Raw genomic sequence first — 20,876 nt, forward strand, 5'->3', positions numbered from 1 at the left:
GCTCGGTCTCGGCCTGCTTCCTGTACGCAGGTCATCCCGCAGAGTATGGGGAATAAGACTGCTTTATGTGGCTTTATTCCTAATAGTCCGGTTTGGCGACGCCGCACTTGGTTGCCGGCATCCCTGGCCTGTGGTCAGCGAACATCTGGGCGTCCGCAGTTGGTCGGGGTGCCCCCGGCGGGTGGTGCCCCTGCGCCAGCCCGTCGATGCGCCGCGCCTGTTGCGGACCCCGGCTACCCCCGAGAAACCCCTGCCAACGGGATTCGGGGGGCGTAGGTCGACGGTTCGATTCCGTCAGGCGGCTCGGTGCGATGCCCTGACCGGCGAAAGCGCTGGTCAGGGCATCGTCTTTATCGATGAAGATTTGAATCGGCCCCGAGAGCGCCCCCTGGTGCCGGCTGATTGGAGTCAGATCGGGACGTCGTGCGAGCGTGGCCGGCCGCCGGTGACGATGCACCACGGACGAGCCGTGAGGTGCGGACACAGTTCCGGGTAGGCCATTGGTCACGTCGTCCAGCCGGACCAGAAGTTCCCCCAGCCGGGAGCGGACTGTGGTCCCGGTTTCTCGGATGGGTGATGCCCGGATCGGCGGCACCTGGTCGCTCGGTAGCGTTGTGTCCGATCACCGATCTGGCGGAGGTTCTTTGTGGGGCGGCTGGTGCTGACGGCTGATGAGGCGGCGGTGTGCGAGGCCGTCGGGGTCAGATCGTTTGTGCAGGCCCGTTCGCTGGTGGCGAACGGCGCTCTGGCCGAGGTGAGCTGGGACCCGCGTTCCGGCCGTGGGCGGGCTGCCGTACAAGGCGAGAGATCTGGTTGGGTGACGGTGTCGGTCGTCGTCGGCGCCGACGGTGCGCTCAAGAGCGTCAGCGGCGCATGCACGTGCTCGGCAGCTCCGGTGTGCGCGCATCCGGCTGCCTTGGCGTTGATCGTCTGCACCTCCGAGGGGTCCAGACCGGAGCCGGCGTCGTCGTGGGAGTTGGCGTTGGCTGGTCTGGTCAGCGTGGACAGCCCGGCCGTCGTGCCAGGTTCTGCGGAACTGGCGTTGCAGTTCGAGCTTGAGGACGGTGACGGTCGGGGAAGGTGGCGGATCGCGCTCCGGCCGGTCGTGCCGGGCAAGAGGGGCTGGATCCGCGGCGGTGTCTCGTGGGGGACCCTCGGCTTCGAGTACGTTCCCGATTCACCGCACACGCAGCATCACGTGGATCTCTTGACGGAGTTGCTCGCGCTGGCGGACGAGGAGGTTAGCGACCCGTACGCACACCGCTACTACGGCTCGGGTCAGCGCGTCGTGTACCTGGATGAGTTTCGTAGCCGGCGGGTGTGGGACGTTCTGGCCGAGGCGCGGGAGGCGGGGCTGCCGCTGGTGCAGAGCGGCCGGGCCGCGTCACCGGTTCAGGCATCGGCACGTCCGGTGCGATTCTCGGTGCGGGCCGATCGAGTCGCAGCGGGCCTGCGGCTACGTCCGGCGCTGGCCGACGGCACGGAGACGATCGATCCCGAGAAGTTGATCGTGGTCGGGCGTCCGGCGCACGGCGTCGCCTGGTGGGGTACGACGGGGCCGGGTTCCTCGACTGATCCGGGTACCCTGCGGCTCGCGCCCCTGGCGAGACCCCTGCATCCGCGGGCCATGGGGGCGCTTGCTGCGCCAGAGATCGTCGTTCCCGCCGCCGAAGAGCCTCGTTTCCTGCGGCAGTACTATCCGGGGCTCGTCCGCCAGGCCGAGGTGGTGCCGGCCGACGAGACGGTGAGTCTGCCTGAGCTGGGGAAGGCGGTGCTGACGCTGTCGGTGCAGCCGCTACCGGAGCACCGCATGTCGTTGTCCTGGGACTGGGTCGCCGTCGTCGGTTCGGAGAACCAGGTGGAGCCGCTGCACGCCGATCTGCACCACGACTCCGACCGGGCCGCGACGCTGCAACGCGTCACAGCTCTGCTGGCGGACTCGGCGTACGGGCTGACCGAGCGGATCCCCGCCGGACGGCGGCTGCTGGCGCATGCCGTCGTCGCCGACGACGCCATGCTGCGGCTCGTACGCGATGCGCTTCCCCGACTCGTCGAGATGGACGGCGTTGACGTGGCCGTCAAGCCGCATGACGACGTTCCGGAGTATGTCGAGACGCAGGAAGCCCCGGTCGTTTCGTTCGCGAGCGCGACCGGGGGCAGCGCCGGCACGCAGGACTGGTTCGACCTGTCCGTCCGGGTCACCGTCGATGGTGAGGAGGTCGGCTTCGAAGGGCTGTTCCTCGCGCTCGCCGCCGAACAGGAGTTCATGATCCTGCCCAGCGGTCGCTACTTCCGGCTGGAGCAGCCAGAGTTCCGGCAGCTGCGCGACCTGATAGCGGAGTCCCGTGAGTTGGAGGACGCCCCGCCCGGTGTGCTGCGGGTCGGACGCTTTCAGGCGGGGCTGTGGCAGGAGTTGTCCGAGTTGGGCGAGGTCACCGGTCAGGCGGCGGTCTGGCAGGAGTCCGTGCGCGGGCTCAGCGACGTCAAGGCTGGTCCCGCCGATCCGCCACCGGTGGGGCTGGACGCCACCCTCCGGCCGTACCAGCTGGAGGGCTTCCGATGGCTCGCCACTCTGCACCGGCATGATCTCGGCGGTGTGCTTGCCGACGACATGGGGCTGGGCAAGACACTCCAGGCGCTGGCCCTGATCTGCCACGCCGTCGAACGGGCGCCCGCCGGTGCCCCGTTCCTGGTGGTCGCCCCCGCCAGTGTCGTCAGCAACTGGGCTCACGAGGCGGCGCGCTTCGCCCCGCATCTCACCGTCACCCCCATCGTTCAGACCGGCGCGCGTCGGGCCGGCACGCTGGAACAGACGGTCGCCGGATCACACGTCGTGGTCACGTCGTACACGCTGTTCCGGCTCGAGTACGACGACTACGCGGCGTTGCCGTGGACCGGACTGATCCTGGACGAGGCGCAGTTCGTCAAGAACGCCCAGTCGCAGACATACCGCTGTGCGAAGCAGTTGCCGGCTGTCTGCAAGCTCGCGATCACCGGCACACCGATGGAGAACAACCTGGTCGAGTTGTGGGCCCTGCTCTCCATCACCGCCCCGGGCCTGCTGCCCCGGCTCGACCGTTTCACCGACTACTACCGCCGGCCGATCGAGAAGGACCACGACGAGGAGCGGCTCGCGCAGCTACGTCGCCGGATCCGCCCGCTCATGCTGCGCCGCCGCAAGGCTGAGGTGGTCACCGAGCTGCCGGCCAAGCAGGAACAGGTCATCGAACTGGATCTGAACCCCAAGCATCGCCGGATGTACCAAACCTATCTGCAGCGGGAACGGCAGAAGGTCCTCGGCCTGCTCGGCGACATGCAGAAGAACCGCTTCGAGATCTTCCGCTCGCTGACTCTGCTGCGCCAGGCCAGCCTCGACCTGACCCTGGTCGATCCGAAACACCACGCCATCACGTCGACGAAACTCGACGCGCTCCGCGATCAGGTCACCAATCTCGCGGCCGAGGGGCACCGGGTTCTCATCTTCAGCCAGTTCACCCGTTTCCTGGCCACCGCCCGTCAACGTCTCGAGGAGGCCGGCGTCACCTGCTGCTATCTCGACGGCAAGACACGGCGGCGGGCGGAGGTCATCGCCGACTTCAAGAACGGGACGGCGCCGGCCTTCCTGGTCAGCCTCAAGTCGGGCGGTTTCGGGCTGAACCTGACCGAGGCCGACTACTGCATCCTGCTGGACCCGTGGTGGAACCCGGCGACCGAAGCTCAGGCGGTCGACCGTGTTCACCGCATCGGCCAGACGCGGACGGTCATGGTCTACCGCCTGGTCGCCAAGGACACCATCGAGGAGAAGGTCATGGCGCTTCAAGCCAGGAAGGCCGAGTTGTTCAGTAGCGTCCTCGACGGTGGAGAGTTCGCCTCCGCCGAACTGACTGCCGCTGACATCCGCAGCCTGCTCGACTGACTCGTGCCCAGGGCTGTCTCGTCCCGCCCGTCTCCACATGTCCTTGAGGCGGTGCTGGAGCGGCTGACGTACGTCAACGAGGAGACCGGGTACACCGTCGCGCGGGTGGCGACCGGGCGTGGCTCGGATCTGCTGACCGTGGTCGGCGCGCTGCTGGGGGCGCAGCCCGGTGAGAGTTTGCGGTTGCAGGGGTGGTGGTCGTCGCATCCGCAGTACGGCCGCCAGTTCGAGGTCCTCTCGTACACGACGGTCCTGCCCGCGACGATCCAGGGCATTCGCCGCTATCTGGGCTCCGGTCTGGTGAAGGGTATAGGTCCGGTGTTCGCCGAGCGGATCGTGGCGCACTTCGGTCTGGACACGTTGCAGATCATCGAGGACCAACCGGGCCGGTTGGTGGAGGTGCCGGGTCTCGGCCCGAAACGTACCGCGAAGATCACCGCCGCCTGGGCCGAACAGAAGGCCATCAAGGAGGTGATGGTGTTCCTGCAAGGGGTGGGGGTGTCCACGTCGATCGCGGTACGCATCTACAAGAAGTACGGCGACGCCTCGATCGACGTCGTGCGTCACGAGCCGTACCGGCTGGCCGCGGACGTGTGGGGCATCGGGTTCAAGACCGCCGACACGATCGCGCAGGCTGTCGGGATCCCGCACGACAGCCCGCAACGGGTCAAGGCCGGGTTGCAGTACACGTTGTCGGAGGCCACCGACAACGGGCACTGCTACCTGCCCACTCCGCACCTGGTCGCGGACGCGGTGAAGATTCTCGATGTGCCCGCCGGGCTGGCCATCAGCTGTCTCGATGACCTGGTCGGTGAGGAAGGCGTCGTCAGGGAGAGCCTGCCCGGCCCGGACGGGCCGGTTCCGGCGGTCTACCTGGTGCCGTTCCACCGCGCCGAACAGTCCCTGGCCAGCTCGGTGCTCCGGCTGCTCGGCGATCGTACGGACCGGATGGCGCAGTTCACCGGCGTCGACTGGGGCAGAGCACTGACCTGGTTGAAGGCCCGTACCGGCACCGACCTGGCACCGGAGCAGCAGCAGGCCGTCCGGTTGGCGCTGACGTCGAAAGTCACCGTGCTCACCGGCGGTCCCGGTTGCGGGAAGAGCTTCACCGTCCGTTCGATCGTCGAACTCGCCGCCGCCAAGAAGGCGAAGATCCTCCTCGTCGCACCGACCGGCCGGGCCGCGAAACGCCTCGCCGAACTGACCGGCCAGCCCGCCGCGACGGTGCACCGGCTGCTGAAGTTGCAACCCGGCGGTGAGCCCACCTACGACCGGGACACCCCCTTGGACGTGGATCTGCTGGTGGTGGACGAGGCGTCCATGCTCGATCTGATCCTGGCCAACAAGTTGATCAAAGCCGTACCGCCCGGGGCGCACCTGCTACTGGTCGGTGACGTCGACCAGCTTCCGTCCGTCGGCGCCGGTGAGGTGCTGCGGGACCTGCTCGCCGCGGACGGGGTCCCCCGGGTCCGGCTGATCCAGGTGTTCCGGCAGGCCGCGGACTCCGGTGTCGTCAGCAACGCCCATCGGATCAACGCCGGTCGACCGCCGGTCCTGCAGGGCATGAGCGACTTCTTCCTGTTCCCCTGCGACGACACCGAAGCTACGGCCGCTCTCACCGTCGACGTGACGTGCACCCGAATAGCGAAACGATTCGGCCTCGACCCGCGACGTGACGTGCAGGTACTCGCGCCCATGCACCGGGGCCCGGCGGGTGCCGGTGCGCTGAACATCCTGTTGCAGCAGCAGCTCACTCCGGCCCGCGAGCATCTGCCGGAACGGCGGGTCGGCGGCCGGGTGTTCCGGATCGGCGACAAGGTCACCCAGATCCGCAACAACTACGACAAGGGCGTGGCCGGAGTCTTCAACGGCACCGTCGGCGTCGTCACCGCCCTGTCCACCGACGAGCAAACCCTGACGGTACGCACCGATGAGGACGAACTCATCGACTACGACTTCGATGAACTCGACGAGCTGGCTCACGCGTACGCGATGACCATCCACCGCTCCCAGGGTTCGGAGTACCCGGCGGTGGTCATTCCGATCACCACCAGCGCGTGGATGATGCTGCAACGCAACCTGCTCTACACCGCCATCACCAGGGCGAAGAAGCTCGTCGTTCTCGTCGGCTCGCGTCGGGCTCTGGCCGCGGCTGTCCGCACCGTGGGCGCGGGCCGCCGCCACACCGCCCTCACACACCGTCTCAACGTGAAGCCCCGCCCGTGAGAACCGGTTGCGAACGGCGCAAGTCCCGTCGGTCGAGGTGCCGCCGCTAGAGCTTTGTTGATTCTTGTCATCGTCACGCACTGGTCGGTCGCCGCGGCACTGCACCTCCGCTGGGATGACCAGCCTCTTGCCGCCGGCCATGAGCGCGCCGAGCTCACCGGCGACGGTGTCGTAGCCGTTCGGCAGTGTCGTGATGAACTCGTGCGCTCGGGCGGCCCGGTGCCGTGGGGCGGTGAGCGTGACGGGCTTGACTCCGTTGTGCAGCGTGTCGGTTACTGATGGCGACGTAGTCGCCCCGCTGCGTCGGACTGCTACCCTGCCACCGATGAGAACGAAAACGAGTTTCAAAGTCATGACTGCTGCGGTGGTGCTGGTCCTCGCCGGATGTTCGAGCGGCGAGTCCCCCGGCTCGTCCGCGCCAGTGGCGTCAACGGGGCCGGGTGGCACGACGTACCCGTTCACGATGAAGAACTGCGGCACCGACGTGACCATCAAGGCGGCACCGCAACGGGCCGTCACGCTGAACCAGACGGCAGCCGAGATTCTCATCGAACTGGGGGTGGGTGACCGGGTCGTCGGGTCCGGTTACGAGATCTACAAGCCACCGGCAGAGTTGGCCGAGCCGTACGGGAAGATCCCGCAACTGGCGCCGCGCGGTCTATCGATCAAGCACGAGAAGCTGTTGGAGGCGCAGCCGGAGTTCGTCTACAGCGGCTTCGCAAGCTTCCTCACCGCAGAGACGGGCGGCGAGCGTAAGCAACTACACGACCTGGGCGTGCCGACCTACGTCACCGAATTCGACTGCACGTACCACGCCGCCGTAAAGGGCGCGAACTTCGACATGCTGTACGAGGAGTACCGCGATCTGGCCAGGATCTTCAACGTCGCGGACGCGGGCGAGAAGCTGGTGGCCGAACAGAAGGCGATCGTGGAGAAGGGGGTGAGCACCGTCGAGAACAAGGACAAGCCGCTGAGGGTCCTGTGGTTCTATTCCACCTACAACGGCACGCCGTGGGCGGCCGGTCCCGGCGGCCTGCCCCAGCACATCTCCGAGCTGGTCGGGGTCAAGAACATCTTCGACGACGCGAAGGACAAGTGGATCGAGACGAGCTGGGACGAGGTCGCCGCCCGGAATCCCGACGTCATCATCCTGGCCGATCTGACCCGGGGCGAACCCAACGACACCGCGGCGGAGAAGATCGAACTGCTCAAGAAGGACCCACTCACCAGCAAGCTCGGCGCGGTGACCGGTGACCGGTTCATCACCCTCCCGGGTGCCCAGATGGACCCCTCCTACGGCACCGTGAGCATCGTTTCCCCTCTCGTCGAAGGCCTGAACAAGTTCCGGTGAGCGGTCGACAACCATGACAACGAAACTGCACCCGCCCGTTGGGCGCGCAGACCCGATCGTCGGCCACAAACCGGCGCCATCGGGTCTGCGGCGCGCCTCGGCCGCGGCCATCGTCCTCCTGACCGTGGCCGGACTGTTGGCGTCGATCATCGCGGCGTCCCTGTTCGGCAGCGCGAACATCAGTCCTGGCGATGTCGTCTCCACGATCCTGCGGCACATCGGCCTGGGTGAGATCGCCCCGAACCCGCCACTGCCGCCATTGCTCGACGCGCTGATCTGGGAGTCTCGCTTCCCACGAGTGCTGCTCTCCGCGGTCGTCGGCGCAGCACTGGCGGTCTCGGGCGCGGTGCTGCAGGCCATCACCAGAAATCCCTTGGCCGACCCCTACCTACTGGGGGTATCTTCCGGCGCCTCGACCGGGGCGGTGGCCGTGCTCCTGTTAGGTGTCGGCGGCGGTGTCTCGCTGTCGACCGGGGCGTTCGTCGGCGGTCTGGTCGCCTTCGGCCTGCTGCTGGTCCTGCTCGGTGGCGGGCGCGTGGCCAGCCCCACCCGCGTGGTGCTCACCGGCGTGCTCGTCTCCCAGTTCTTCGCCGCGGTCACCTCGCTCATTCTCATGATCAATGGGGACGCGAACTCCACCCGTGGCTTCACCTACTGGCTGCTCGGCACCCTCGCGGGTGCCCGGTGGGAGGGGGTCACGGTCACTGCCGTCATCGGCCTCATCGGCCTCATCGCCATCCTGTTCTTTGCGCCATCGCTGGACGCCTTCACGTTCGGCTGGGACTCCGCCTCCGCCCTGGGAATCAATGTCGCCGCGGTCCGCATCTGGCTGATGGTGCTCACCTCGCTCATCACGGCCGCCGCCGTGGCGTCCTCCGGAGCGATCGGCTTCATCGGGCTACTCGTCCCGCATGCCGTCCGCATCCTGACCAGCCCGATGCACCGCTCGCTGCTTCCCCTGTCCGCGGCCGTCGGCGCCATCCTGCTCATCTGGGTGGACACCTTCGCCCGGACCGCGTTCTCGCCGTATGAGCTGCCCGTCGGCGTCATCACCGCCCTTCTCGGCGCGCCGGCCTTCGCGCTGGTCCTCAAGCGCCTGGAGTCCTGATGGGCCGCATCAACGCCACCGAACTCTCCTGGTCGGTCAAGGGTCATCGGCTGCTGGACAACATCGAGATGGCCGCCCAAGACGGAAAGGTCGTCGGGCTTCTCGGTCCCAACGGCTCGGGCAAGTCGACACTGCTGCGCCTGCTCGCCGGATTGCGCCGCCCCGACACCGGCGCCGTCGAGTACGACGACACCAGCCTGCGCGACCTCAGCCGCCGCGTGCTCGCCCGGCGGCTCGCCGTCGTCGAGCAGGACGTGACCGCCCACAACCACGTCAGCGTCCGGCAGGTCGTCGAACTCGGCCGCACGCCGTTCCGGGGCCGCTTCGACGCACTGACCGAGCGCGATCAGCAGATCATCGATGCGGCGCTGGACCGGGTCGGCATGACCGACAGGCAGCGCCAGAGCTGGCGCACCCTCTCGGGAGGCGAGAAACAACGCGCTCAACTCGCCCGTGCCCTCGCCCAGGAGCCCCGGGAGATCCTGCTCGACGAACCGACCAACCACCTCGACATCCGCTACCAGCTCGAACTGCTCGACCTGCTGGGATCGCTTGAGGTCACCTGCGTGGTCGCCCTGCACGACCTCAATCTCGCTGCACGCTACTGCCACCACGTCGTCGTTCTCGATCGCGGGCAGGTGGTCGCCGCCGGCACGCCCGAAACGGTGCTCACCACCGGACTGATCAAATCGGTCTACGGCGTGGAGGTGCTCGTCGACCGGGAGCCCACCACGGGCATTCTCCGCATCACCTACCTGGCTGCCACCGCCCCGCGAACGGCTGACGCGACAGCCGTCACGGGTTGACGTCATCCGTGACTGGAGAACGATTCAGATGCATGACAGTGCTGTGGAAAGCCCTCCCACGCCGACCCCCCTGCTGCGAAGCCCCTCCTTCGTGCGGCTCTGGACCGGCACGATGGCCTCCGGCGTGGCGACGTGGGCACTTCCGTTCATCCTCGGTCTGGCAGTCCTCGACCGGTCGTTGACCGGAGTCGGGCTCGGAGTGCTCCTGGCCACGCGCACAGCGGGTTTCCTCGCCGCCATGCCGGTCGCCGGTGTGCTGGCCGACCGGTACTCCCGGAGGAAGACGGTGCTCTGGTCCGGGCTGATGGCCGCCCTCGCCACGCCCGTCATGGCGGTGAGTCTGGACCGGTCGCTGTTGGTGGCGGCAGCCGCGGCGTTCGTCGTGGGCGCTGGGCAGGGCGCGTGCCGTCCGGCTTTCCAGGCACTGACCGCCGAGGTGGTCGCCGAGCCACAGAGGCAGCAGGCCAACGCCGCGATCACCCTCGCGGTGCGGGTCACCACCCTGGTGGCGCCGACACTCACCGCGCTGCTCGCCGTGGCCGTCTCCACCCCGGTGCTGCTGTGGGGGGTCGGCGCCCTGTGGTTGGTGGCCGCGTTGGCTCCTCCCGCCGGGAACGATCCGCCCGAACCTTCGACCACCAGGCCCAACATCCTGGCCGACTTCGCCGACGGCATGCGTGAAGCCCGTAGGCATCCCTGGTTCGTCGCCGGCCTTGCCGCGTTGACTGCGGTGATCGCCACTGGATACTCGGCCACCTTCGTGGTCCTGCCACTGGTCAGCCGGGACCGCTTCGGCAGCGAGGCCGTGCTGGCCGCCGCGATGACCACCTATACGATCGGCGCCCTCGTCGGCGCCCTGATCATCGCGAGGTGGCGGCCCCGGGCCCAGGGCTGGTCAGCGCTGGCCGGACTTGCGCTCTACGGACTCGTGCCGCTGAGTCTGCTACTGCCGGTGCACCCCGCAGTGATCTTCGCTGCGTATGTATTCGCCGGCATTGGCATCGAGCTGTTCAACGTTCCCTGGTTCACTGCCACCCAGCGCGAGGTCGAGCCCACCAAACTTGCCCGGGTGTCCTCACTTGACTTCTTGCTCTCCTACGGACTCGCGCCGGTCGGCCTTGCGCTCATCGCACCCGCGATCGACCAGTTCGGCGCAACCGTGGTGCTGGCGGTCTGTGCGGTGGTGTGCTTTGCCGCTCCAGCGGCTGCGGCGATGGTTCCCTCGTCCCGAGGCTTTTCGGCGCCTGAGGGAAAGTCGAACGCATGATGGCCGTGGTCAAGGGCTTGCCGTCGGCCCCTGAGTCCCGTGCTGCGGCAGTAGGGTGAGGCGGTGCCGGCGCTGCGGCGGACGCGCCCTGCGGTGGGTTGTGTGACGCCTGCGAGCAGGTGCAGCAGCGTACTTCAAAACAACGATCGTCATTTGCTTATAGTCGGTCGGGTGGTGTTGCCACTGGTCGATCCGTTCGCCGCGTCCTCCGTCTTCCGCGCGCTCGTCGGTTGGCGCGAGACCAGGGCGGCCGGCTCCCCTGCCGGACCCGGCCGGGTGCGGAGTGGTTGGGCAGTTCTGTTGCTCAGCGGGGCGTGTCTGATTTTGGTGTGACGCGGACGTGTGCGCGTTCGCCTTGTCTGCCGATGAGGCTGAGGAACTCGACGGGGCCGGAGCTGGTGGCGCCGAACCAGTGGGGGGTGCGGGTGTCGAACTCGGCGGCCTCTCCGGGATGCAGGGTGAGGTCGTCGTCGCCGAGGATCAGGCGCAGGGTGCCGTTGAGGACGTAGATCCAGTCGTAGCCCTCATGGGTGCACAAATTGGGTACGCGGTTGTCGTCGCCGGTGGGCAGGACGAACTTGTAGGCCTGGATGCCTCCAGGCCTGCGGGTCAGAGGTAGGACGGTTGATCCGTCGCAGACGGCGATGGGGCGCAGGTTGACGCGGGGGTCGCCGGTCAGTGGGGCGTCGACGAGTTCGTCGATGGTGACGCTGTGGGCGCGGGCGAGCGGGAGCAACTGCTCGAGCGTGGGGTGCCGCAGGCCAGCCTCGAGCCGCGACAGCGTGCTGACGGAGATGCCGGTCTCCTCGGCCAGGTCGGTCAGGGTGATGTTGCGGCGCTGCCGTAGCTGCTTCAACCGCGGGCCCACCGCGTCCAGGGTGCGATCCAGGTTCTCATCCACGTTCCCATTTTGCCATTCGGCAAAGATCTTTGCGCATATGCGTTGGAGGGCTCAAGCTCAACTCATCACCGGCGAAGACGGGGAAAGGCCAGGCCAGCAAGTGGTGGAGCAGCAAGGGGCGTGCGGGACGTGGTGGTGGTCGGTGGCGTCGCGGATGGTCGCCCGCGCCGATGTGTTCGCCGGTATCGGCATCACCGCCACGCAGCACCCGGAGGGTTCCTTCGTCGCTGCTGATGAGACCGGCCGGACCTCGGTGCCCGGGGTGTGGGTGGCCGGTAACTCCACCGATCTGTCCGCCCAGGTCGGTGCGGCCGCCGCGGGCGGCGCCCGGACCGCGGCGCACCTCAACGCCGACCTCGTCGCTGAGGACACCGACCGGGCGGTTGCCCGGCTGACGAACGCGGAGAACCTTCGATGACGCACAGCTTCGACCGGGCCTACTGGCAGCAGCACTGGCAGCAGGCGCACGGTGACCGGCCCGGCTCGATGGCCGGCAACCCACCCAACCCGTACCTCGCCCAAGAGGCCGCCGGCCTGGCCCCAGGGACCGCCCTGGACGCGGGGTGCGGCGCCGGCGCCGAGGCGATCTGGCTGGCCTCCCACGGCTGGCAGGTCACCGCCGCCGACATCTCCGCCGACGCCCTCGCCCGAGCCGCCGACCGCGCCACCACCAGCGGGCTGACGGAGACCATCCGGTGGGTGGAGGCGGACCTGACCGCCTGGGAACCGGGCATGCGCTTTGACCTGGTCACCACCCACTACGCGCACCCCACCATGCCGCAACTCGCCTTCTACCGGCGCATCGCCGACTGGGTGACTCCCGGCGGCACCCTGCTCATCGTCGGACACCTCCACACCCCGGAAACCACCAGCCACGGGCACGGGCATCACCCTCCCGCCGAGGCGACGGTCACCCTCGCCGACATCACCGCCAGCCTCGACGCGGCCGAGTGGGAAATCGTCACCGCCAAGGAATACCAGCGCCCGGTCCCCATGCCCGGCGGCCAGACGGTCACGCTGCACGACGTCGTCGTGCGCGCCACCCACCGCCCCTGAACCCACCTGCTCTGCGACGCCGGGACCGAGGTCCACCCCGGCGTCGTACCTCATCGCGCCCTTTGGAAGGAACCCCCATGTCCGCCCCAGACAACTCCCGGAGCGTGAGCGTCGCCGACGCGACGATCCACGACCCGCGCCAGCGCCGCGCGATCCTGATCGCGGTGTGCGTCGCCCTCATGGCGGTCATCGCCTCGGTCTCTGGGCTCAACGTCGCCCAGCCGCAGGTCGCTGTCGCGTTCGACGCCTCCCAGAGCACCGTCCTGTGGATGATCAACCTCTACACCCTGAGTCTGGCCGCGCTGCTGCTGCCGCTCGGCTCCCTAGACGAGTAGTTCCGAAGTCAGGGGTCGATGTTTGGGCATGAAGAGAGGGCATCCAAGATCATGTTGTGACGCAAGACCTGGATACCCTCTTGACCGCACTGTACGTGAAGATCGACGACAGCATCCGCACGCCCCGGTGGCGGGGACGGCCGCCGCTGCTGACCGACTCCGAACTGGTATGCCTCGCGGTGGCGCAGGTCCTGCTCGGTGCCCGCTCTGAGGCGCACTGGATCCGCTACGCCCGTATCCACCTGCGTCCCTGGTTTCCCTACCTGCCGCAGCGGCCGGGCTACAACAAACGGCTCCGCGCTGCCCTGCCGCTGATCAAAAAGGTGATCCGGGACCTGGCCCGCGACAGTGACTTCTGGTTCGACCACCACTGGATCGTCGACTCCACCCCCATCCCGTGCGGTATGTCCCGCCCCACCGCCCAGCGCTCAGACCTGGCCGGCTGGGCCGGATACGGCTACTGCGCCTCCCATTCCCGCTTCTTCTGGGGCCTCCGGCTCTACCTGGTCTGCACCCCGACCGGGATGCCGATCCTGTGGGCCCTGGCGAACCCGAAGATCGGCGAGCGAGAGGTCCTCGCCGCGATGCTCGACGTCGAGGCCGCCGTGGTGGCCGAGCACGACAGGATCCTGCTGATCAGCGACAAGGGATTCGCCTCCACGCCGTTCGAGCGGCAGTTGGCCGAACAGGGCATCGAACTACTGCGCCCGTCCCGCAAGAAGGAGAAGGCCCGCTACGGCGAGCCGATGCTCAAGAAGGTCCGCCAGTTGATCGAGTCGGTCAACGACACCCTCAAGGGCCAGCTTGACCTGGAACAACACGGCGGACGAACCTTCGACGGTGTGGCCGTCCGAGTCGCCCAACGCCTGCTCGCCATGACAGCGGCGATCTGGCACAACAACAAGACCGGCGCACCCGTCACCCGGTCACTGATCGCCTACGACCACTGACCGGAATTCGGAACAACTCGTCTAGGTGACCGGTGGGGCCGCAAACCGATGCTGCTCGCCGGCCTGGCCCTGTTCGGCGTCGCCAATGCGGCGGCGGGCCTGGCCATCTCTTCCGAAATGCTGCTCGCCGCCCGGCTGCTCGCCGGGGTCGGCGCCGCGATGATCATGCCGGTCACTCTGGCCGTGATCACCTCGACGTTCCCCGACGAGCAGCGCTCGAAAGCGATCGGTGTGTGGAGCGCCGTCGCCGGCGGCGGCGGCATCCTCGGCATGTACCTGTCCGCGGTGCTCGTCGACTGGGGGAACTGGCGGTGGCTGTTCGTCCTGCCGGTCGTGCTCGTCGTCGCGGCCGCCGCCATGGCCCTGCGCACCGTTCCGAACTCTCGCGAGCAGTCGCAGCACCGTTTCGACATGGTCGGGTCGCTGACGTCGGTGATCGCCGTGGTCGCGCTCATCTACGTCCTCCACGAAGGCCCGGTCCACGGCTGGACCGCACCGCTCACCGTGGCCGGCCTGCTCGTCGGCGTCGTCACAGCCATCGGGTTCGTGGCCTGGGAACTACGCCAGGTGGCGCCCCTGCTCGACGTGCGCCTGTTCCGCGACCGGCGCCTCGCCGCCGGCTCGCTGGCCCTGCTGGCACTGTTCGGCGTCCTAGCCGGGATCTTCGTCGTGTTGTTCCCCTACTTCCAGGCCGTCCTCGGCTGGTCCGGGCTGCGTTCCACCCTCGCGCTGATGCCCATGGCAGTCATGATGATGCTCGCCTCCGGGCTCGCCCCCCGGGTGGCCGCCCGCGCCGGAGCCCGCGCGACGATGGCGGCCGGGATCCTGCTCGGCGGCGCGGGACTGGCGCTGATGGCCATCCTCGTCTCCGTCGACGGCGGCTACCCGGCGATCCTGCCCGGCATGCTCGCCATGGGAATCGGCTTAGGCCTGGCCCAGACCCCCTCCACCGAAGCCATCACCTCCGCCCTGCCCCGCGAGCGTCAAGGTGTCGCCTCCGCCCTCAACGACGTCACCCGGGAATTCGGCACCGCCCTCGGCGTCGCACTGCTCGGAGCAGTCCTGACGGCCGGTTACCGCAACGCCATCAACGGTCGCCTCGACACCATCCCCACCGACACCGCCGACACCGCCCGCGAGGGCATCGCCAACGCCATCGACACCGCTGACACCGCCGGCACCCAAGCACCTGCCCTCGTCCGTGCCGCCCAGGAGTCGTTCGTCTACGGCTGGCAACATGCCATGTGGGCAGGGGTCGCCGTCATGGCGATCCTGTTCGTCTACGTCCTGGCCCGGGGTCCTCAACGGACCGTTGCCACCACACCGGCAACCGTATCGAAGCCGACCAGCGACACCGTCGCCGGGTGACACCGGCCCGCGCACGCGCAGGTCCTGCATCCCCACGCGGGCACGCTTGTTCCCATGCTTCTCAAGGGCCGAGTTCGGCCAGCTGCCTACCGCGGTGGCCTGGGCCAGCGCAGCGGCCGTGCTCGGTCGCGTTCAGGGCGACGTCACCGTAGTACATCCCCATGATGACCTGGAGCATCCCAAGAGCATCGCATGATGCCGCTGGCCATCGAGTGTCAAACGCTAGATGACAAGTCCAAGGCCCCGGCGGTCGAGGAGCGTAGGTCGACGGTTCGACTCCGTCCGGCGGCTCGGAACAGAAGCCCAGGTCATCGGCCTGGGCTTCGCCGTTGCCCAAGGTCGACGACAGCACCGCCGCCCGTGCCGGTCCGTAGATCATCCGCGCCCCGTGCCGCGCCCTCAGACGTCATGGCGGTCAGCAGCAGCGGTTCGCTGGGACAGCTCGCGGCGCAGCAGGTCGCGACCCGGAGTCATGCAGGCGCAGGACACCTGGCTGCCCCGCAGCGCCAGGGCCGAGCGGCTACCGGCTCCCGCCGCGCTGCCGGGCCGCCTCGTAGAGCGCCACCGTCCCGGCCGCCGCCGCGTTGAGCGAACTCGCCGCCCCTGCGATCGGGATCCGGACCGTCCGGTCGCTCGCCTCCTGCCAGCCCTTGCTGAGCCCGTGCGTCTCGTTGCCGATGAGCAGGACAGTGGGGCCGGTCAGGTCGTGCTCGGCGACGTCCACGTCCCCGTGCTCGTCCGTACCGATGATCTGGACCTGCGGAAGTCCGTCCGCGCGCACCGCGGCGACCCAGTCCAGGACGTCGCGGTGACTGGCGACGCGCACCACGGGTACGGCGAACAGCGACCCGGTGCTGGCCCGGACCGCCTTCGGGTCGTACGGATCCGCGGCGTGACCCGTGATGATCACGCCGGAGGCGCCGAAGGCGTCGGCGGAGCGGACCAGGGTGCCGATGTTGCCGGGGGTCTTGGGGCGGTCGAAGACCACCACGAGCATCGCCGGGCCGGCCGGGATGCGGGCCAGTTCGTCAGCGGGCTGCGCCACGACGGCCAGCAGCTCGGGCGACTCCTCCTCCTTGCCGCTGAGTTCCCGCATCAGCTCCGCCGCGAGGGCGACCCGCCGGGCGTCGGTGCGGTCGAGCAGGTCGCGGCACCAGCGGGACAGCGGCTGCCGGTCCGGGTACAGCAGGGCGCGGATCTCCCAGCCCTGCTCCAGCGCCACTGTGATCGGGCGTACCCCCTGGACCAGGAACTCCCCGGAGCGCTGCCGCTTGGTGCGGTTGGTCAGCAGCGCCTGCCACTGCTGGAAGCTCGCGTTGCGGGTGGTGATCGTCAGCGTCTTCGCCACCCGCCGATTCAACCCCATCGCAGGCCGGCACCACCCGCGGTATCCACCCTGCCCCCTACACCGCCGGGCGACGGTCTAGGGTCGGAGCGGCCTGCTCGTCGCACCGGGGTGCGCGCTCGCGCGCCGCGGCACCCGCTCCACGAGTCGGTGCGGCGTGATTGTCCGTCGCGTGACCAAGCCGCTATCGTTCCCTCGCCCCCAGCCCGCAGAGTTTGAGGATCGCGATGACTTCCCCGCCGTTGACGAAAGTTGCCGATCGGGAAGGTTCGCCGGTCGCGGAGCCGGCCGGCGCGACGACCGGACACGAACCGGCCAGGGAGGCGACGCCGAGCCGGTTCCGGGCCGACGTCGCCGGCCTGCGGGCCGTCGCCGTGGGGCTGGTGCTGCTCTACCACGCCGGGCTGCCGTTCATCCCCGGTGGCTTCGTCGGCGTCGACGTCTTCTTCGTGATCTCCGGCTTCCTCATCACCGGCCAGCTCATCTCGGAGATCGAGCGCAGCGGCCGGGTCTCGCTGGTCGGCTTCTACGCCCGCCGGGCCAAGCGCATCCTGCCCGCGGCCACCGTGGTGCTGGCCGCCACCGCCGTCGCGGTCCGGCTGTTCGTACCCCGGGGTGAGTGGCAGGTCATCGGCCGCGACATCGCCGCCGCGGCGACCTACATCGTGAACTGGCGGTTCGCCGACCGCGCGGTCGACTACCTGGCCGAGGACGTCGCGCCGTCGCCGGTCCAGCACTTCTGGTCGCTCGCCGTGGAGGAGCAGTTCTACCTGCTCTGGCCGCTGCTGATCGTGCTGGCCATCGTCGCCGCGCGCAAGCTCCGGCGGGCGAGCGTACGGCCGGTCCTGTGGGTCGGTCTCGCGGTGCTGGCGGTGCCGTCGTTCGTCTGGTCGGTCATCGAGACGGCGAACTCGCCCGAGCGCGCGTTCTTCGTCTCCACGACCCGGCTGTGGGAACTCGGGGTCGGCGCCGCGATCGCGCTGCTGGCGGTCCGCGCCGCCCGGATGCCCCGGTCCGTGGCGGTCGTCCTCGGGTGGCTCGGCCTCGCCGCGATCGTCGCGGCGGCGCTGCTGGTCAGCGGGAAGACCGCCTGGCCCGGGTACGCGGCGGCGCTGCCCACGCTCGGCGCGGCAGCGGTCATCGCGGCCGGTGCCGCGGCCGGCTCCCGGGGGCCGGTGATGGTGCTCGGCACGCGTCCGTTCCAGTGGATCGGTGACCTGTCGTACTCGCTGTACCTGTGGCACTGGCCGATGCTCGTGGTGGCCGCCGCGCACTTCGGTGACCTGTCGCTGACCGAGGGCCTGCTGGTGGCGCTCGCCTCGGTGATCCCGGCCTGGATCACGTTCAAGCTGGTGGAGAACCCGCTGCGCTACTCGCGGAAGATCTCCACGTCGCCGCGTCTGGCCCTGAGCCTGGGCGGCAACTTCACGCTCGTCGGCATCTGCGCCGGCATGGTGCTGGTGCTGATGGGCGCGTGGGCCGCCGCCGCGACCACCACCAAGGGCCGGTACGCCCCGGGCGCCGCGTTGCTGTCGACAGCGCCCGGCACCGCGCCGATCGGCCCGGTTCCGGAGCGGTTCGACGTGATCACGCCGGACCCGTTGCAGATCCGGCAGGGCTTCATGGACGTGCCCGACACCAACCGGGACAAGTGTTTCCAGCAGGTCGAGGGCGCCGAGGTGTTGTCCTGCACGTACGGCAACCCGAACGCGTCCACCACTGTCGCGCTCGTCGGCGACTCGAAGATGGACCAGTGGCTGCCCGCGTTCCAGGTGCTGGCCGAGCAGAACGACTGGAAGATCCTGGTCCTGGCGAAGGCGGGATGCGCCTTCACCAGCGCACAGGTGCTCAAGGGCGACGGGTCCGGCACGCCGAACACCGACTGCATCGAGTGGAACCGCTCGCTGCTGGACCGCCTGGTGCAGGAGCGCCCCGACTACGTGGTCACCTCCCAGTCGGCGTCGACTGCACTCGACGGCGGAGGCAAGCGCGCCACTGTCGCCGCGATGGTGTCCGGCGTGCGGGCCTCGTGGAAGAAGCTCGACTCGGTGGGGACCAAGGTCGTCGTCCTCGCCAACAACCCGCATCCGGGCGCGGCGGTGGCCTGCGCCGACAAGAACCGCACGCGACTGTCCGCCTGCGCGTTCGACAGGGAGAAGCACGACCAGGATCCGAGCTACCGGATGCAGCGGCAGGCCGTCGCGGGCGCGCCGAAGGTCAAGATGATCGACCTGTTCGACGCCGTCTGCCCGACCGACAGGTGCCCGGTGGTGTTCGGCAACGTGCTCATCTACCGGGGTGGCTCGCACATCGGTGCGGCGTACGCGAAGACGACAGCGCCACACCTCGCCCGCGCCCTGTCCGACGTCGGCGTGCCGGCGCGCTTCACGCCGGCCGGATAGCTTGCGGCGCGCCGACGCGCTCAGCGGTAGAGCGTCTCCAGGTAGCCCGGGCCGTAGTGGCGCTCCAGGTCGGCGAGGCTCTCCGCCGGGGCCTCCACCTCCTTGATCAGCCGGGCCCGCGTCGGCAGCACGTCCGGCTGCCAGGTCTCCGGCTGCCACAGGCCGGAGCGCAGGAACGCCTTGGCGCAGTGGTAGAAGATCTGCTCGATCGCGACCTCGACGGCCAGCACCGGCCGGTGGCCCTTGACCTCCATGCCGGCGAACCACGGCGCGTCGGCGATCAGTCGGGCCTGGCCGTTGATCCGCAGCGTGTCGGTGCGGCCGGGGATCAGGAAGATCAACCCGACGTGCGGGTTGGCCAGGATGTTGCGGTAGCCGTCGGCCCGCCGGTTGCCGGGCCGCTCCGGTATCGCGATCGTGGTGTCGTCGAGCACCAGCGCGAACCCGGGCGGGTCGCCTTTGGGGGAGACGTCGCAGGTCCCGTCCGCGCCGGCGGTGGCGATCAGGCAGAACGGCGAGGCGGCGAGCCACTCCCGGTCGCGTTCGTGCAGCGTACGGCGGTCCTTGGCGGCCGCCCGCGGTGCCGGTGTGCCGATCAGTTCGCGTAGTTCGGACTCACTGGTGATCTCCCGGGTCGTCACGTCTTCCTCCCCCGTCCGTTGACCTTGACGGCGGTTCCGACCCGCGACGGGCCGTGATCCGCCACTGTCAGCCTAGGAGAGCGCGTCGAGCGCCGGGTTTGCCCCCGGTTCCGGCGGGTAGGGACCGGATCGCAGCGCGTGTCCGGAAGCGACGAATGGAGGCCGAGATGGAGAGCCGGCTCAAGGTGCTCGGCCATCCCGTGCACCCGATGCTCGTGATGTTCCCGGTGGCGCTCTTCGTGACCGCGGTGATCTTCGACCTGGTGGACACCGTCGGCGGGCCCGGCTTCCTGGCCGAGGTCGCGTACTGGAACATCACCGTCGGTCTGATCGGTGGCCTGCTGGCCGCGGCGGCCGGGGCGTTCGACCTGCTCGCCCTGCCGGCCGGCACCCGCGCCAAGCGGGTCGGTCTCACCCACGCCGCCGCCAACGTGGCGGTCATCCTGCTGTTCGCCGCGGTCTGGGCGGTCCGGCTCAACGCGGATTCGCGGGCGGCCGGCGGCGCGCTCGTCGCCATCGAGGTGGTCGCCCTGGCGATCCTCGGGGTGGGGGCGTGGCTCGGCGGCGAGCTGGTGGACCGGCTCGGTGTCGGCGTCGACCCGGAGCACGACCTGAACGCGCCCAGCTCGCTGCGACCCCCCTCGTCGACACAGCGGATCGGAGACGTGCGATGACCGAACAGAAGGGCTGGCGTGGCGGCCAGCAGGGCTGGGATCCGATGGGCGAACTCCAGTCGCTGCGCTCCGAGTTGAGCCGGCTGGTCGGTGGACGGTCCGGCAACCAGGACGTGGACCTGGCCGAGACGGCCGACGGCTGGGAGGTGGTCGTCCGGCTTCCCGGCGTGGCGCCGGAGGAGGTCGCCGTCGAGCTGGACGACCGGGAGCTGTGCGTACGCGCCCGGTCGGAGGCCGAGGTGAACGCCGACCACGGCGTTCCGGGCGGGTTCACCACCCGGGGCTTCGAGTATCGCGTCGACCTGCCGTCCCGGGTGGACCCGGAACGGATCGACGCGGTGATGGACCACGGCCTGCTCCGGGTGCGCCTGCCCCGGGCGTCCCGGCCCGCGCCGCGCACCATCACCGTCGGCCGGACCGGTCCGCGACCGGGCGCCGACCGTACGCCGATGCCCGCCGACCCGGCCGCGGACCGGGAGCTGCACCACCCGGACACCGCGCTCGACGAGATCGACAGACCGTAGGGCCGC

The 20,876-nt window shown here is 69.2% G+C and carries 16 protein-coding genes and 1 pseudogene; 14 read left to right on the forward strand and 3 right to left on the reverse strand.

The features are described 5' to 3' along the window. Positions 1 to 646: 646 nt before the first annotated feature. From C569_RS0110060 to C569_RS0110085, 6 genes are all read left to right on the forward strand, one after another. A complete protein-coding gene (locus C569_RS0110060) occupies positions 647 to 3,916 on the forward strand; it encodes a DEAD/DEAH box helicase (RefSeq protein ID WP_026267931.1) in 3,270 nt (1,089 codons plus the stop codon). Between the two features lie 3 nt (positions 3,917 to 3,919). After that, a complete protein-coding gene (locus C569_RS0110065) occupies positions 3,920 to 6,142 on the forward strand; it encodes an ATP-dependent RecD-like DNA helicase (RefSeq protein WP_026267932.1) in 2,223 nt (740 codons plus the stop codon). Positions 6,143 to 6,509: 367 nt separating this feature from the next. Beyond that, a complete protein-coding gene (locus C569_RS0110070) occupies positions 6,510 to 7,493 on the forward strand; it encodes an ABC transporter substrate-binding protein (protein ID WP_196806709.1) in 984 nt (327 codons plus the stop codon). A gap of 13 nt (positions 7,494 to 7,506) precedes the next feature. Continuing rightward, on the forward strand, positions 7,507 to 8,601 hold the full coding sequence (locus C569_RS0110075; protein WP_018785658.1) for an iron ABC transporter permease: 1,095 nt from the start codon (positions 7,507 to 7,509) through the stop codon (positions 8,599 to 8,601). Beyond that, positions 8,601 to 9,407, forward strand: a complete 807-nt coding sequence (locus C569_RS0110080; RefSeq protein WP_018785659.1) for an ABC transporter ATP-binding protein — start codon at positions 8,601 to 8,603, stop codon at positions 9,405 to 9,407. The genes C569_RS0110075 and C569_RS0110080 overlap by 1 nt, the downstream gene beginning before the upstream one ends. 28 nt (positions 9,408 to 9,435) lie before the next feature. After that, positions 9,436 to 10,674, forward strand: coding sequence for an MFS transporter (locus C569_RS0110085; protein ID WP_018785660.1), 1,239 nt, complete (start codon positions 9,436 to 9,438; stop codon positions 10,672 to 10,674). 304 nt (positions 10,675 to 10,978) lie between these two features. On the opposite strand, the gene C569_RS0110090 is transcribed toward C569_RS0110085, so the two are convergent. After that, a complete protein-coding gene (locus C569_RS0110090) occupies positions 10,979 to 11,575 on the reverse strand; it encodes a helix-turn-helix domain-containing protein (protein WP_026267935.1) in 597 nt (198 codons plus the stop codon). A 142-nt stretch (positions 11,576 to 11,717) separates the two neighbouring features. Between C569_RS0110090 and C569_RS0110095 the strand changes: the two are divergent. The 5 genes and pseudogenes from C569_RS0110095 to C569_RS30040 all read left to right on the forward strand — a co-directional run. Next, positions 11,718 to 11,993, forward strand: a pseudogene (locus tag C569_RS0110095) (thioredoxin reductase); the annotation flags it as partial. Then, positions 11,990 to 12,631, forward strand: a complete 642-nt coding sequence (locus C569_RS0110100; RefSeq protein WP_018785663.1) for a bifunctional 2-polyprenyl-6-hydroxyphenol methylase/3-demethylubiquinol 3-O-methyltransferase UbiG — start codon at positions 11,990 to 11,992, stop codon at positions 12,629 to 12,631. The pseudogene C569_RS0110095 and the gene C569_RS0110100, both read left to right, overlap by 4 nt. 77 nt (positions 12,632 to 12,708) lie before the next feature. After that, entirely contained in the window at positions 12,709 to 12,966 is a 258-nt protein-coding gene (locus C569_RS0110105) for a hypothetical protein (RefSeq protein WP_018785664.1), read from the forward strand. A 56-nt stretch (positions 12,967 to 13,022) separates the two neighbouring features. Next, the gene (locus tag C569_RS0110110) at positions 13,023 to 13,916 is read left to right on the forward strand and encodes an IS982 family transposase (RefSeq protein ID WP_026267936.1); all 894 of its coding nucleotides are present in this window, start codon (positions 13,023 to 13,025) and stop codon (positions 13,914 to 13,916) included. A 48-nt stretch (positions 13,917 to 13,964) separates the two neighbouring features. Further along, complete coding sequence (locus C569_RS30040; protein ID WP_018785666.1) at positions 13,965 to 15,284, forward strand: MFS transporter; 1,320 nt, start codon at positions 13,965 to 13,967, stop codon at positions 15,282 to 15,284. A gap of 520 nt (positions 15,285 to 15,804) precedes the next feature. On the opposite strand, the gene C569_RS0110125 is transcribed toward C569_RS30040, so the two are convergent. Beyond that, positions 15,805 to 16,632, reverse strand: coding sequence for a TrmH family RNA methyltransferase (locus tag C569_RS0110125; RefSeq protein ID WP_018785668.1), 828 nt, complete (start codon positions 16,630 to 16,632; stop codon positions 15,805 to 15,807). A 224-nt stretch (positions 16,633 to 16,856) separates the two neighbouring features. On the opposite strand from C569_RS0110125, the gene C569_RS0110130 reads away from it, so the two are divergent. Then, positions 16,857 to 19,031 carry an acyltransferase family protein gene (locus tag C569_RS0110130; RefSeq protein ID WP_026267937.1) on the forward strand — a complete coding sequence of 725 codons (2,175 nt, stop codon included), beginning with the start codon at positions 16,857 to 16,859 and terminating at the stop codon, positions 19,029 to 19,031. Positions 19,032 to 19,051: 20 nt separating this feature from the next. Here the strand turns inward: C569_RS0110130 and C569_RS0110135 are convergent, their stop codons facing one another. Further along, the gene (locus tag C569_RS0110135; protein WP_018785670.1) at positions 19,052 to 19,672 is read right to left on the reverse strand and encodes a pyridoxamine 5'-phosphate oxidase family protein; all 621 of its coding nucleotides are present in this window, start codon (positions 19,670 to 19,672) and stop codon (positions 19,052 to 19,054) included. Between the two features lie 167 nt (positions 19,673 to 19,839). Here C569_RS0110135 and C569_RS0110140 point away from each other — a divergent pair, with 167 nt between their 5' ends. Then, positions 19,840 to 20,346 carry a DUF2231 domain-containing protein gene (locus tag C569_RS0110140; protein ID WP_026267939.1) on the forward strand — a complete coding sequence of 169 codons (507 nt, stop codon included), beginning with the start codon at positions 19,840 to 19,842 and terminating at the stop codon, positions 20,344 to 20,346. Then, the gene (locus C569_RS0110145) at positions 20,343 to 20,870 is read left to right on the forward strand and encodes an Hsp20/alpha crystallin family protein (protein ID WP_018785672.1); all 528 of its coding nucleotides are present in this window, start codon (positions 20,343 to 20,345) and stop codon (positions 20,868 to 20,870) included. The genes C569_RS0110140 and C569_RS0110145 overlap by 4 nt, the downstream gene beginning before the upstream one ends. The last annotated feature ends 6 nt before the right edge of the window (positions 20,871 to 20,876 follow it).

This window comes from Micromonospora sp. CNB394, assembly GCF_000374985.1.
GTDB lineage: Bacteria > Actinomycetota > Actinomycetes > Mycobacteriales > Micromonosporaceae > Micromonospora > Micromonospora marina.

What these genes read in the sequence shown, in the direction of transcription:
- C569_RS30040 (WP_018785666.1), top strand. Translation starts at nt 13,965, where the DNA reads ATGCTGCTCGCCGGCCTGGCCCTGTTCGGCGTCGCCAATGCGGCGGCG.
- C569_RS0110140 (WP_026267939.1), top strand. Translation starts at nt 19,840, where the DNA reads ATGGAGAGCCGGCTCAAGGTGCTCGGCCATCCCGTGCACCCGATGCTC.
- C569_RS0110100 (WP_018785663.1), top strand. Translation starts at nt 11,990, where the DNA reads ATGACGCACAGCTTCGACCGGGCCTACTGGCAGCAGCACTGGCAGCAG.
- C569_RS0110080 (WP_018785659.1), top strand. Translation starts at nt 8,601, where the DNA reads ATGGGCCGCATCAACGCCACCGAACTCTCCTGGTCGGTCAAGGGTCAT.
- C569_RS0110105 (WP_018785664.1), top strand. Translation starts at nt 12,709, where the DNA reads ATGTCCGCCCCAGACAACTCCCGGAGCGTGAGCGTCGCCGACGCGACG.
- C569_RS0110085 (WP_018785660.1), top strand. Translation starts at nt 9,436, where the DNA reads ATGCATGACAGTGCTGTGGAAAGCCCTCCCACGCCGACCCCCCTGCTG.
- C569_RS0110145 (WP_018785672.1), top strand. Translation starts at nt 20,343, where the DNA reads ATGACCGAACAGAAGGGCTGGCGTGGCGGCCAGCAGGGCTGGGATCCG.
- C569_RS0110130 (WP_026267937.1), top strand. Translation starts at nt 16,857, where the DNA reads ATGACTTCCCCGCCGTTGACGAAAGTTGCCGATCGGGAAGGTTCGCCG.
- C569_RS0110075 (WP_018785658.1), top strand. Translation starts at nt 7,507, where the DNA reads ATGACAACGAAACTGCACCCGCCCGTTGGGCGCGCAGACCCGATCGTC.